Here is a 12,982-nt window from a genome sequence, read left to right on the forward strand (position 1 = left end):
CGGACCGCCGGAGTCCGAGGAGGAGTGGATGAGCGGTTTCGGTGACGACGAAGAGGAGTACCAGGGACCGGTGACGGTCGTCCTGCCCGGCGACACGGGCGACACCGGCGACGGCACGTCCGGGCCCGGCGGCGCGAACGGCGCGGCCGGGAAGGGCGGCACGGCCGGCGATGCCCGGGCGGACGGCGACCGCGCCGTGGGCGCGGGCTCCGCACCGGCCCCGCCCGTCCCGGTCGAGGTCCATGCGCACCTGGCGGGCCACTTCTCCCCCCTGACCGGCGACTACCGGTGGCGGGGGCGGCTGGCGGCCTCCGAGGCGATCACCGCGGCCTTCCAGGACGGAGTGCGCACCGTCCTGGTCCGCACCCCCGACGGTTTCGAGGGCCACGGGGTCCTGGACGATCCCAACCTGTGGGGCGGGCACCCCGTCCGCGGCGCCGGAACCCCGCCCTTCGCCGTGCCCCGCATCGAGATCGACGACTGACCGGCCACGGCGCCGCCCGCGTCCGCCCGCGTCCGCCCGCGGCCACGCTCCGCGCCGACCCGGACGCTCCACCCCCAACCCCCGAGTGAGAGGTCTTCTGCGATGGCAACCCGACACCTGGGCCGGGCCCGCGAATTCCGCGTCCCGTCCGCCGACGGCACCCTCCTGCACGTCGAGGTCCGCGGGCCCGAGGACGGCCCGACCCTGGTCCTGTCCCACTGCTGGGCGACCTCCCTGTCCTCCTGGGGCCGGGTCGTGCGCGCACTCGACCCCGGGTTGCGCGTGGTGCTCTACGACCAGCGCGGCCACGGCCGCAGCCAGGTGCCCCTGACCCGGGCGGGCTACAGCACGGACCGGCTCGCCGACGACCTGTGCGCGGTCCTGGAGGCGACCGTGCCCGAGGGCACCAGGGCGGTCGTGGCCGGGCACAGCATGGGCGGGATGACGGTCATGGCGTCCGCGCCGCGCCCCGCGTTCGCCGACCGCGCGGCCGCGGTCCTGCTCACCAACACCGGCTGCACGCAGCTGGTGAAGCGGTCGACCGCCATCCCGCTGCCCGGCCCGCTGGGCGCGCTGGGCTCGAAGCTGTTCCTGACCACGGCGCTGCCGCTGGGCCCGGCCAACGCGGCCACCGCCCAGATGCTCCGGTTCATCGTGCTGGGGAGCGCGGCGGACCCGCGCACGGTGCGGCTGTGCGCCCGGCTCGTCCACGACTGCGGCACCGTGCCCCGCGCCCGGTGGGGCGGGGTGCTCTCCACCCTGGACCTGGACGAGGCGGCGCGGCGGATCACCGTGCCGACGACGGTGCTCGTGGGAGCGGAGGACAAGTTCACGCCGCCCTGGCACGCCCACCACATGGCCGAGACCATCCCGGGCGCCAGCGCCCCGGCGATCGAGGTCCCCGGGGTCGGCCACATGGGTCCGCTGGAGTGCCCCGACGTCCTGGCCGACCACCTGAACCGCCTGGCCGCCGAGCACCTGGAGGCCGAACCGGCACGCGTCTGACCCGCCGCACGCTGACGGGCGGGTCGACCGCCCGTCAGGCGGGCAGGTCGGCCCGCGCCAGGATCTCGTCGAGTCCCGGGGTGTCGTACTCGTCCACGACGAGGATCTCCGACTCCGGGAGCAGCCAGTAGCGCTGTTCGAAGAACGTGGCGAGGCTGCCGCCGGCCGGCGGCGCCTCCTCCAGGGACAGGCAGCCGATCTCCCACACCCGGTAGAAGGCCATCCGCTCCCCGATCGGGGCCAGGTCCTGTTCCTCGGCCACCTCGCCCGGCCCCCGGACGTACTGAAGCGGCGGGCACAGCATGACGTCGGTGCGCGGATAGTAGGGATCGTCCTCGGTCATGGGATTGATCTCGTCTCCGACCGCGATGCCCGCCGGTCCGAGGATGTGGAACCGCGGGCACTCCATTCCGGTCTCCCCGGGAGTGCAGTCCGGATCGGTGCCCACGGTGATCGCCTCGCTGGTCGCCGCCGGTCCCTCGAACGGGGTGCCGGTCTCCTCCCGCCGCTCGACCTCCCACTCGGCGGGCAGTTCCAGCGTCATCCCCCGGAACTCCACCGTCTGGGTGTCCTCCTCCTCGATCTCGCCCCATTCGGCGCCGGCGAGGATCGCGTCCAGCTCCTCGATCCCGTACTCGTCGACGACGAGGATCTGTGGTTCGTCGAGCAGCCAGGTGCGCTGTTCGAAGGACCAGAACTCGGTGTTCTCCAGGTTCTCCACGTCGACGCAGCGCACCGAGCCGACGGCGTGGGAGGCGTCCCTGTCGCCGACGTCCACGGTGCGGTACTCCAGGTCCGCTTCGTTCTCGCCACCGGTCGGGACCCGGAGCTCGACGTCGTACGGGCACGGCCCAGCGTTCGTTCCGGGCGCGTACCGGCCCTGTCGCCCGGCGGGCGCGTTCTCCGTGATCGGCAGCCACGTCTCACCGCCGTAGTCGATACCGGCCGGTCCGAGGACCTTGACGTGGTCGCACCGGGGCAGCTCCCCGGGGTGGTTCCAGGTCCAGTCGACCTCCGCGCACCCCTCCTGCCCGCCGGGGTAGAGCACCATCCACTCCTCGGTGACGCGTTCCTCCTCCACGGAGAAGTTCCCGAACTCCTCCTCCACGGTCAGCGCCGTCCATCCCTCCGGCAGGGTGAGCGTCATGCCCCGGAACTCCACGCGCTCCCCCTCGGGAGAGGGCTCCGCGGTGGCGCTCTGCTCCCCGAAGGGCAGGATCGGCTGGTCGGAGTAGAGCCGGCCGCCGACCCAGGCGCCGGTGGTGACGGACGCGGCGGTGGCGGTGGCGACAGCGAGGGCGGTCAGCTTGCTCATCCCGGCGATCGTGCCCGCGCCGCCCGCCTGCGCGGCCGCCGCCGAGAGACCGGTGGCTCCGGTGGCTCCTGCCGCTCCGGTGGCCCCCGCGACTCCAGTGGCGCCCGCGGCTCCGCCCGCCGCGGCGCCGCCGCCCACCAGGGCGGAGGATCCGGTGAGCGCGGCCACGGACCCGGCCGCGGCGACCCAGGGACCCGCGCCCCGCACCGCCGCGAATCCGGTCCACGTCCCCGTCAGGAGGGCGCGCAGGCGGGTGCGGAGATCGTCGGTGGGACCGCCGGCGCCGGTGAGGTCGAGCACCGCGGCGAAGGCCTCCACCGAGGCGGGACGCTCGGCCGGATCGCGGGACAGCGACCGGAACACCAGCGGCAGCAGTTCCTCGGGGACGCCCTCCAGGTCGGGTTCGGCCGAGCGGGCGCGGGCGATGAGCGTGGCGGTGTCCCCCGTGCCGAACGGCCCGTGCCCGGTGGCCGCGTAGACGACGAGTCCTCCCCAGGCGAACACGTCGACGGCGGGGGTGCTCTCCGCTCCGTCGAGGCGCTCGGGCGCGATCCATCCGGGAGTGCCGAAGACGCCCTCCTCGGGAGCGCGGTCGTCGGTGGCCCGGGCGATGCCGAAGTCGAGGACCCTGGGCCCGGTCGGGGACAGGATCACGTTGGCCGGTTTGATGTCGCGGTGCACGACCCCGGCGTGGTGGACGGCGGCGAGCGCCTCGGCGGTACCGGCGGCGAAGGACAGGAGCCGGTCCCCGGTGAGGACGCCGTGCTCGCGCACGTGTGCGCCCAGGGTCGCGCCCGGAACGAACTCGGTGGCCATCCACGGCCGCTCCGCGTCGGGGTCGGCGCCGAGGAAGGCGGGCGCGCACTCCGCGTCCACCCGTCGCAGGAGTGCGGCCTCCTGGGCGAACTGTGCCCGGAAGGCGGCATCGGCGGCGTAGCGGGCGTGCACGACCTTGACGGCCACGTGCCGTTCAGCGCCGTCGAGTGCTCCGTAGACCGCTCCCATGCCGCCCGCGCCGAGACGGCCGACCAGCCGGAAGGGTCCGACCTCGGCCGGATCGCCCTCGGCCAGGGGGAGGAACCCGGAGGGAAGGGACGTCGGAGGCGGGCCTGGGGAGTCCATGGGGGGCATGGGGGGTCTCCTCGAGTTCGATACCCCGTGAGACGTCGCAACGGTGCCGTCCGTTCACGGTTCCCCTGCCCCGTCCCCGGCGCCGGGGCGGGCCACCGCTCAGGCGGGGTCGCGCGACAGCGAGGGGACCACGTGCTCGGAGACCTCCGAGTGCACCTGGTGCAGGCGCGTCTGCACCGCGCGGCGCAGCTTGGCCAGGCACTCCACCAGTGTGATGTCGTCGCCGACCAGCCCGCCCTTGGCCACGATCGGGGTACCGTCCAGCGGCCCGCCGCCGAGGTGCCCGTGGACGGCCAGCGGCACGACCTCACCGCCGATGTCGACGGCGTGCACGTCCAGTTCGTCCAGCAGGCTGGCGATCAGGTCACCGCCGGTCAGGAAGAGGCCGCTGGGCAGCGCGTGGGTGCCGGTGGTGTCGGCGACCTCGTTGACCACGTCCGCGACCAGGCTCGCCACCCGGCCGGGCAGTTCGGCGCGGGCCTGGACGGGCAGTTCGCGCACGCGCTCGGACGTGGTCACCACGCGCAGCACACAGAAGTCCGGGAAACCCGACGACGTGAGCTGGTCGGCCAGTTCACGTGCGACCGTGTCGGCGTGGTCGCTGTCGGGGTCGCTGAGCAGCACCGCGTCGAGGTCGACGAACCGCACCGCGCCCGTACGCGCCACGGTCGCCAGCTGGCGGCGGGTCAGGTCGGTGGTGCTGCCCGCCACGCCCAGCAGCGGCCCGCGCGATCCGGCCTGGCCGCGCAGGCGCAGGGCGTAGGCCAGGAGCGCGCCGGTGGGCCCGGGGTCCACGGCCAGCCATACGGTGCCGTCCTCGTGGTGGGCGGCGGCCGCGGCGTCGGCGATGTCGGTCAGGTGCTGCTCGGTGCCGGCGTCGCAGACCACGACCGGTTCGTCCCCCGCCAGGAGTTCGGCGGTGAGCATGGTCTGGGTGACCTTGCGGACGGGGACGTGCCGGACGGCGAGGTCGGTCTGCTCGGCGAGGATGTCGGCGACCACGCTGGTGGACATCGGGCAGAGGGGGTCCTGCGCGAGTTCGGTGTGTTCCAGGGGACGGCCGTGCAGCAGCTGCACGCCGTCCTCGGTGATGCGCCCGGAGCCGGGGAAGGCGGGGACGAACAGGACGCGCACCCGTGTCTCGGCGGGCACGCGTTCCCGCACGGCGTCGTAGGCCGCCTCCAGTTCCGCGCCGATGTTGCCGCGCAGGGTGCTGTCGGTGCGCTTGACGACCAGTCCCACCGGCCAGACGGCCTCGATGACGTCGGTGACCAGATCGGTGGCCTGCTCGGCCGGGACGTGGCGGCTGTCGAGGTTGGCGACGACCACGTCGTAGTCGTCGGCCACTCTGCGCACGTGCTCGGGCGTCACGGTGGCCACACGCATCCCGGTCCGGGCGAACCTGGCACCGGTGGCGTTGGCGCCGGTGAGGTCGTCTGCCACCACGAGGACCTGGGCCACGGCACGTCTCCTTCGGTCGTTCGCGAAACTCTGGGGTAACCTCCCCTCCAACATAGGCCCAAAGGAGAGCGCCGAGGGTGCCCGGAGCTCGGGGAACCGCCCCGCGGAGCGCGGCCGGGGACCACCGGCGGGTGCGGCGCGCCTGCGGGGGACCGCCTGCCGACCGCGAGCTCATCCGCGAGACCCGGACGACCCCTCCAGGGTCCGGGGCAGCAGGAGCGGGGTGGCCAGGAGCAGCACACCGGCGGCCGCGAGCGCCGTCCGGGGATCGGTGACGGCCGCCAACAGCCCCCACAGGGCGGTCACCGCCGCGGTGACGGCCCTGCCGGTCACCGACCACGCCGTCAGGACCCGCGCCACCCGGTCAGCGGGGGTCAGTTCGAGCCGGACCGCGGCCAGCACCGGGTTGAACGCGCCCATGCAGGTGATCATCGCGAACTCCACGGCGATGACCAGCACGAGCCCGGCCGTGCCGGGACCGACCGCGGCCAGTCCGACCAGCCAGCACGCCCGTGCCGTCCCCGCGGCGAGCAGCACCGTGCGCCGGTCCCAGCGGGTGACAAGTCGCGGAGCGGCCCACGCCCCGATCAGACCGCCCGCGCACGGCACCCCGAAGGCGAGCCCGTACTGCCAGGGCGCGAACCCCAGGTCGCCGAGCATGAGGACGGTCAGCAGCGGCGCTGTCGACATGACCAGGGCGTTCACCGCCAGGGCGTTGCAGAACAGGCGGCGCAGGGACGGCTGCGCCAGGAGGAAGCGCCACCCGTCGAAGAGGTCGCCGATCCCCGGCCGCGCACCGCCGGCTCCCCCTCGCTCCCCGGGCGGCGCGGCGCGCTCCGGCCGCCGCTCCCGGCCGCCCATCGCTCGGATCCCCACCGCGGAGAGCAGGTGGCCGACCGCGTCGGCCACCACGGTCACCACCGGGCCGAACACACCGATGGCGGCCGTGCCCAGCGGCGGTCCGAGCACGGTGGCGGTCCAGGTCGTGGCCTCCAGGCGCGCACTGGCCGCGACCAGTCCCCCGGACGGCACGATCTCCTTCAGGCACGCCCCGCTCGCCGCGCGGAAGGCGATGTCGGCCGCGGCGAGGACCACCGAGACCGCCAGGAGGTGGGCGAAACCGAGCACGCCCAGCGCGAAGGCCACGGGAAGGCTCGCCAGCGCCGCGCACCGGACCAGGCCCATCGCGATCATCACCGGGCGCTTGCGGCGGAACTCCACCCAGGGCCCCAGCGGTACCGCGACCAGCGCACCGACCGCCGGACCCACGGCCGCCAGGACCGAGACCTGGGCCGGCCCGGCGTCCAGCGCGAGGATCGCGATCAGCGGGAACGCGCCGAAGGCCAGCCCCGTCCCCATGGCACTGGCCGAGTACGACGCCCACAACCACCCGAAGGGCCGCCCCAGCGACCGCCGCTCCCCCACGCCCGCTCCCCGATCGCCCCGCCCCGCCGTCCCGCGCCATCACATCGGCACGGCCGGAGGACGGTCAAACAACCCTGTGGACGGGGACGCACAACCATCGGTTGTGGAACGTAGGATCGCGGCGTGGATCTCGAAGCGGTGCGCACCGTCGTGGCGATCGCGGACGCCGGACGCTTCCAGGACGCCGCCGTCGACCTGTCCGTCACCCAGCAGGCCGTCTCCAAGCGCGTGGCCGCGCTGGAGAGGGAGCTCGGCGTTCGCCTGTTCGTCCGCGGTGCGGGGAGCACGCGCCCGACCGTCGACGGCGAGGCGTTCCTGCCGCACGCCCGCGACCTCCTGCGAGCCGCCGAACGGGCGGCCGCGTCGGTGCGGCCCGGCGCCCGAGCGCTGCGCGTGGACGTGGTCGGGCGGCGCCTGGCCCCGGCCGACCTCCTCCGCGGCTTCCGCGACGCGCGCCCCGGCACCGAACTCGACGTCCTGACCCTGCGCGACGCCGCCGCCGCGGTCGACGCGGTCCGCGCCGGCTCCGTCGACGCGTGCGTGCGCGCGGTCGACGGGCGGCGCCTGCCCGAGGGGGTGGTCTCCATCCGAGTCCTGGACGAGGCCCTCCAGCTCCTCACCGGACCGGCGCACGCGCTGGCCGAGGCCGGCTCCGTGGCGACCGGCCGCCTCGCCGGCCACCGGATCTGGATGCCCGGCCTCGTCCCCGGGACGGAGTGGGCCGCCTACTACGCCGACCTCGCCGCCGCGTTCGGCCTCACCATCGAGGCGACCGGACCCGACTTCGGGACCGAGCCGCTGCTCGACACCATCGCCGGCTCTCCGGCCCTGGCGACGATCGTCGGCGAGGGGACCGGGCTCGTCCGGCCGGCCGACGACGGCCTGCGACGCGTCGGCCTGCGGGACCCGGTCCCCGTCTATCCGCACTCACTGGTCTGGCGGGCCGACAATCCGCACCCGGCCCTGGCTGCCCTGCGGGACCGCCTCGCCGCCGCACGCGAGCACACCGGCGGCCGCACCTGGACTCCGCACTGGGCCCACTGACCGCCGGTCGTTCTAGAGCCGGTGCACCGTGCCGGAGGCGGCGGAGCGCATCGCGGCCTCGATGATCTCCAGGCCGTGGACCACCTCGTGGAGGTCGACCGGCAGGGGCTCGCCCTCGCCCACGGCGTCGCGGACCCCGGCGTAGAACTCGGGGTAGGCGCCGCGCGCGCTGGGCACCGGCCGGGTGTCGCCGTCGGCTCCGAGCACCCCCCAGGAGGCCTCCGGCAGCACGCCCCAGTCCTCGGCTTCCGGGCGCTCGCCCGCGACCAGGCGCTCCTCCTGCCCGTCCATGCCGTGGCTGGTGAACGCGCCCTGGTCGCCCAGGACGTGGAAGCGCGGGCCGACCTGGGCGGCGAGCGCGCTCATCCACAGGTGCGAACGGACGCCGCCGCGGTGGGTGAGCGCCAGGAACACGTCGTCGTCGGCGCTCGCGCCGGGGCGCCGGGAGTCGATCTCGGCGTAGACGGACTCCACCGGGCCGAACAGGTTGACGGCCTGGTCGATGAGGTGCGGGCCCAGGTCGTAGAGGATGCCCGCGCCGTCGCTGACCGCGCCGCTCTCCCTCCAGGTGCCCTTGGCCTGGGGACGCCAGCGCTCGAACCGCGACTCGAAGCGGTGCACCCGCCCCAGGGCGCCCTCCTCGATCAGGCCCCACAGGGTCAGGAAGTCGGCGTCCCAGCGGCGGTTCTGGTACACGGTGAGCACCTGACCGGCCCGGTCGGCCCGGTCGGTCAGCTCGCGCGCCTGGTCCGCGGTGAGCGCGAACGGCTTGTCCACGACCACCGCCAGGCCGGCGTCCAGCGCGGCCCTGGCCAGGGGGGCGTGGGTGTCGTTCGGGGTGGTGATGACGGCGATCTCGTAGTGGGCGGCGTCGGCCCACAGGTCGGCCGCGGTGGGGTACACGGTCACCCCCGGGTAGCGCTTCCGCGCCGAGGCCCGCCGCTCGGGGTTGCCCGTGACGATCGCGGACAGGCGTAGGCCGGGGACCGCGTCGATGAGCGGAGCGTGGAAGACCTCGCCTCCCTTGCCGTAGCCCACGAGGGCGACGTGCAGTTCCGGTCCGTCGGGTGCGCCCAGGTCAGGGCGGTGCGATGCGTCAGCCATGTGCACCAACCTACGACCTGCGCGGGGTGTCCGGTTCGCGCGTCCCCGGTCCGCTCGGGACGCGTCGGCGCACGGGCCACGGCCCCCGCGCGGCGGGGGTCGCCTGTGCGGGGGACGGACGAACGGCCCGCCGCACACGGCTCACCGGGGCGTTCTGCCACCGATGCCTGCAAGTTTTCGTATCGTTACGCAAGTTATTGCAGGATCTCTGGACATTTGGCGGAAATAAGACTTACATCTTCACGATGGATGACGTGGGTCACACCCCATGTCTGGACTCGCGCCTGAACCTTGGCCGGGCGAGCGACGAAAGGGCCTCCATGGGACGAACGAACGGCCGGACACCGACACGCCACGCGATGATCGCGATGGCGGGCGGCCTCACCCTCCTTGCGTCGGGCTGCGGCTATCTCAGCGGAGAAGGCGGATCCGGCGGCGGTACGGACACCGCGGACATGGACTGCTCCCCCTACGAGCAGTGGGAGGACATCGGCGGCACCGTCGACATCTACTCCTCCATCCGCGACGAAGAAGCCGAGCGCATGGACCGCTCCTGGGCCGAGTTCGCCGCGTGCACCGGCATCAACGTCCAGCACGAGGGCAGCGGCGAGTTCGAGGCCCAGCTCCCCATCCGGCTGGACGGCGGCAACGCCCCCGACCTGGCCCTGATCCCCCAGCCCGGCCTCCTGCAACGGGTCGTCGAGGACGGCCACGCCCTCCCCGTCTCCGACGGCGTGCGCGAGAACGTCGAAGCCGGCTGGGGCGACGACTGGCAGGGCTACGCCAGCGTCGACGGCGAACTGTACGGCTCCCCCTACGGCGCCAACATGAAGTCGATGGTCTGGTACTCCCCCACGTACTTCAGCGACAACGGCCACGAGGTCCCCACGACCTGGGACGAGATGCTCGATCTCAGCGACGCCATCGCCGAGGACGGCACCAAGCCGTGGTGCGTGGGCTTCGAGTCCGGCGACGCCACCGGCTGGCCCGGCACCGACTGGATCGAGAACGCGCTGCTGCGCACCTCGGGCACCGACGTCTACCACGACTGGATCTCCCACGACGTGGCCTTCGACTCCCCCGAGGTCACCGAGGCCTTCGACCTGGTCGACGGGATCGTCCGCAACGACGACTACGTCAACGGCACCTTCGGCGGCACCGACAGCATCGCCGTCACCTCCTTCCAGGAGGCCGGCCTGCCCCTGCTCGACGGCGGCTGCGCCATGTACCTGATGGGCTCGTTCTACGGCGCCCAGTTCGAGGAGGACGTCGAGATCGCCGAGGACGGTGACGTCTACGGCTTCGTCATGCCCCCGCTGGAGGAGGGCGGCGATATCCCGATCATGGGCGGCGGCGAGTTCGCGGTGCCCTTCGACGACCGGCCCGAGGTCGTCGCGGTCCACGAGTACCTGTCCACGGCCATGTACGCCGACAGCCGCGCCTCCGAGGGCGCCTGGGTCTCCGCCCACCAGGACCTGGACCCGGCCAACCTGGCCGACCCCACCGACCAGTTCGCGGCCGAGGTGCTCAACAACCCGGACACCGTGTTCCACTTCGACGGCAGTGACGCCATGCCCTCGTCCATCGGCACCAACGTGTTCTGGGGCGGGATGGTCGACTGGGTGACCGGCAGCTCGACCGAGGAGGTGCTGGAGGGCATCGAGTCGGCCTGGTAGGCCCTGCTTCCTGGCGCCCTCGCAGGCCCGCCCGTCGCCCGCCACCACCCTCAACGGACGCCTGCGGCGCAGCCTTTCCCGGTTACGTGCTCGGCGCGCCCCCCACGCCCCCCGCGGGCCGAACGGCCCACCTCCGGCCCCCAGGGGCCGGGGAGGCCGATGCCTTTCGCGCAACCCCCTGAGGCCGCGGCGCCCACGCGTTCGACCGCCCGGCCCTCGGGGGCGCGGAAGGCCCGTGCCCGGAACACGCCCCCGGGGTGGGAGGGCACACCGCCCTTCCGCCCCGGGGACACCCCGGGCATCCAGGTCGACTCCCACCGCTTCCCCCCGGCGGCGGCCCGGCTCACCCCGGGCCCCCGTTCCCAGGCACTGACAAAGGGCTCCCCATGGAGTACTCGTTCCTCAACGACCTGCCCAAGGTCGTGTGGATGCTCATCGGCATAGCGGGCTTCCTCGCCGTCATCGGCCTGATGCTCGTGGTCATCGACATGCCGCGCACCCGACGCGACCGCTGGCAGGCGATCCTCTTCCTCGCTCCCGCGCTGATCCTGCTGATCGGCGGGGTCGTCTACCCGGTGCTGCGCACCACCATGCTGTCCTTCTACGACCGCACGGGCACCGAGTTCATCGGACTGACCAACTACCTGTGGATGTTCCAGCGCCCGGAGATCCTCCTGGTCCTGCGCAACACCCTGTTGTGGGTGGTGTTCGCGCCGGTCCTGGCCACCGCGGTCGGCCTGCTGTACGCGATCCTCATCGACCGTTCGCGCTTCGAGTCGATCGCCAAGTCCATGGTGTTCATGCCGATGGCGATCTCGTTCGTCGGCGCGAGCATCATCTGGCGGTTCGTCTTCGCCTACCGCCCCGCCGACCAGGAACAGTACGGGCTGTTCAACCAGATCGTCGTCCTGCTGGGCGGTGAACCACAACTCTGGTTGCTCAACCAGCCGGTCAACACCTTCCTGCTCATCCTGGTCCTGATCTGGGTCCAGGCCGGTTTCGCGATGGTCGTCATGTCCGCCGCGATCAAGGCCATCCCCTCCGAGATCGTCGAGGCCGCGCGGATCGACGGCGCCGGAGCCTGGCAGCTCTTCACACGGATCACCCTGCCGTCCGTGTGGCCGACCCTGCTGGTCGTCCTCATCACCATCACGGTGCAGACCCTGAAGGTGTTCGACATCGTCCGCACCATGACCGGCGGCAACTACGGCACCAGCGTCATCGCCAACGAGATGTACAGCCAGGCCTTCCAGCAGGGCCAGATCGGACAGGGCTCGGCCCTGGCCGTGTTCCTCTTCCTCCTGGTGGTCCCGCTGGTCATCGTGCAGATCCGACGTACGCGCAAGGCGAGGGAGCTCGCATGACCCCGACGACGACACCCACCGCGCAGGCCCGCGCGCGCAGGCGGGAGCCGGACGGCGGCGCGGCCGCCCGGGTGCGGCGCCGGCTGTCCGGCTCCTCGGCCGGCATCGCGGCGGTCATCATCGCCGTGGTGTGGACCCTGCCCACGGCGGGCCTGCTGGTCTCCTCGTTCCGCCCGGCCGAGCAGATCCGGACCACCGGGTGGTGGACGTTCTTCGCCTCCCCCGACGTCACCCTGGACAACTACCGGGACGTGCTCTTCGGGACCAGCAGCGACGGGCAGCTGGCCACCCACTTCGTGAACTCGTTCGTCATCACGCTGCCGGCCACGGTGTTCGTGCTCGGCATCGCGGCCCTGGCGGCCTACGCGCTGTCGTGGATCGACTTCCGCGGCCGGGACTGGATCTTCCTCGGCATCTTCGCCCTCCAGATCGTCCCGCTGCAGATGTCGCTCGTGCCGCTGCTGAGCTTCTTCTCCCAGGGCGTGTCCATCGGCGAGACCCAGATCCTGCCGGCCTGGGAGCTGAGCGGGGCGATGGAGTTCACCAACGTGTGGGTGGCGCACACGATCTTCGGGCTGCCGCTCGGCATCTTCCTGCTGCACAACTTCATCTCGCAGCTGCCGAGCACGCTGTTCGAGGCCGCGCGCGTGGACGGTGCCGGGCACGGCACGATCTTCCTGCGCATCGTGCTCCCGCTGATCGCCCCGGCCCTGGTCTCGCTGGGCATCTTCCAGTTCCTGTGGGTGTGGAACGACCTGCTGGTCGCCCTGATCTTCACGGGCGGCGACGGCGCGACGGCACCGCTGACGGTGCGCCTGGCCGAGCTCGCGGGCACCCGCGGCGAGGCCTGGCACCGCCTGACCGCCGGCGCCTTCGTGTCCATGATCGTGCCGCTGGTGGTGTTCTTCCTGCTCCAGCGCTACTTCGTGCGCGGCCTGCTGGCGGGCAGCGTCAAGGGCTGACGCCCAGAACG

General features: G+C 73.1%; 10 protein-coding genes. 6 read left to right on the forward strand and 4 right to left on the reverse strand.

The window, feature by feature from the left end:
* The first annotated feature begins 28 nt into the window (after positions 1 to 28).
* Complete coding sequence (locus tag DFP74_RS35280; protein ID WP_121187178.1) at positions 29 to 484, forward strand: DUF4873 domain-containing protein; 456 nt, start codon at positions 29 to 31, stop codon at positions 482 to 484.
* A gap of 102 nt (positions 485 to 586) precedes the next feature.
* Complete coding sequence (locus DFP74_RS30710) at positions 587 to 1,489, forward strand: alpha/beta fold hydrolase (protein ID WP_121187180.1); 903 nt, start codon at positions 587 to 589, stop codon at positions 1,487 to 1,489.
* A gap of 34 nt (positions 1,490 to 1,523) precedes the next feature.
* On the opposite strand, the gene DFP74_RS34090 is transcribed toward DFP74_RS30710, so the two are convergent.
* The 3 genes from DFP74_RS34090 to DFP74_RS30725 all read right to left on the reverse strand — a co-directional run bounded on the left by DFP74_RS34090 (position 1,524) and on the right by DFP74_RS30725 (position 6,821).
* A complete protein-coding gene (locus tag DFP74_RS34090) occupies positions 1,524 to 3,935 on the reverse strand; it encodes a serine/threonine-protein kinase (protein WP_233571238.1) in 2,412 nt (803 codons plus the stop codon).
* Between the two features lie 99 nt (positions 3,936 to 4,034).
* Positions 4,035 to 5,396, reverse strand: a complete 1,362-nt coding sequence (locus DFP74_RS30720; RefSeq protein WP_121187182.1) for a four-carbon acid sugar kinase family protein — start codon at positions 5,394 to 5,396, stop codon at positions 4,035 to 4,037.
* Positions 5,397 to 5,567: 171 nt separating this feature from the next.
* Positions 5,568 to 6,821: an MFS transporter gene (locus tag DFP74_RS30725; protein ID WP_121187183.1), complete on the reverse strand. Its 1,254-nt coding sequence runs from the start codon at positions 6,819 to 6,821 to the stop codon at positions 5,568 to 5,570.
* A 123-nt stretch (positions 6,822 to 6,944) separates the two neighbouring features.
* On the opposite strand from DFP74_RS30725, the gene DFP74_RS30730 reads away from it, so the two are divergent.
* On the forward strand, positions 6,945 to 7,865 hold the full coding sequence (locus DFP74_RS30730; RefSeq protein ID WP_121187185.1) for a LysR family transcriptional regulator: 921 nt from the start codon (positions 6,945 to 6,947) through the stop codon (positions 7,863 to 7,865).
* Between the two features lie 12 nt (positions 7,866 to 7,877).
* Here DFP74_RS30730 and DFP74_RS30735 read toward each other — a convergent pair whose 3' ends face one another.
* Positions 7,878 to 8,969: a Gfo/Idh/MocA family oxidoreductase gene (locus DFP74_RS30735; RefSeq protein WP_121187188.1), complete on the reverse strand. Its 1,092-nt coding sequence runs from the start codon at positions 8,967 to 8,969 to the stop codon at positions 7,878 to 7,880.
* Between the two features lie 320 nt (positions 8,970 to 9,289).
* Here DFP74_RS30735 and DFP74_RS30740 point away from each other — a divergent pair, with 320 nt between their 5' ends.
* The 3 genes from DFP74_RS30740 to DFP74_RS30750 all read left to right on the forward strand — a co-directional run bounded on the left by DFP74_RS30740 (position 9,290) and on the right by DFP74_RS30750 (position 12,971).
* Positions 9,290 to 10,645 (forward strand): ABC transporter substrate-binding protein, encoded by a 1,356-nt coding sequence (locus tag DFP74_RS30740; protein WP_121187190.1) that lies wholly within the window; start codon positions 9,290 to 9,292, stop codon positions 10,643 to 10,645.
* A gap of 386 nt (positions 10,646 to 11,031) precedes the next feature.
* Positions 11,032 to 12,009 carry a carbohydrate ABC transporter permease gene (locus DFP74_RS30745; RefSeq protein ID WP_121187192.1) on the forward strand — a complete coding sequence of 326 codons (978 nt, stop codon included), beginning with the start codon at positions 11,032 to 11,034 and terminating at the stop codon, positions 12,007 to 12,009.
* Positions 12,006 to 12,971 (forward strand): carbohydrate ABC transporter permease, encoded by a 966-nt coding sequence (locus DFP74_RS30750; protein ID WP_121187194.1) that lies wholly within the window; start codon positions 12,006 to 12,008, stop codon positions 12,969 to 12,971. Before DFP74_RS30745 ends, DFP74_RS30750 begins: the two co-directional genes overlap by 4 nt.
* The last annotated feature ends 11 nt before the right edge of the window (positions 12,972 to 12,982 follow it).

The sequence above is a fragment of the Nocardiopsis sp. Huas11 genome, assembly GCF_003634495.1.
Taxonomy (GTDB): domain Bacteria; phylum Actinomycetota; class Actinomycetes; order Streptosporangiales; family Streptosporangiaceae; genus Nocardiopsis.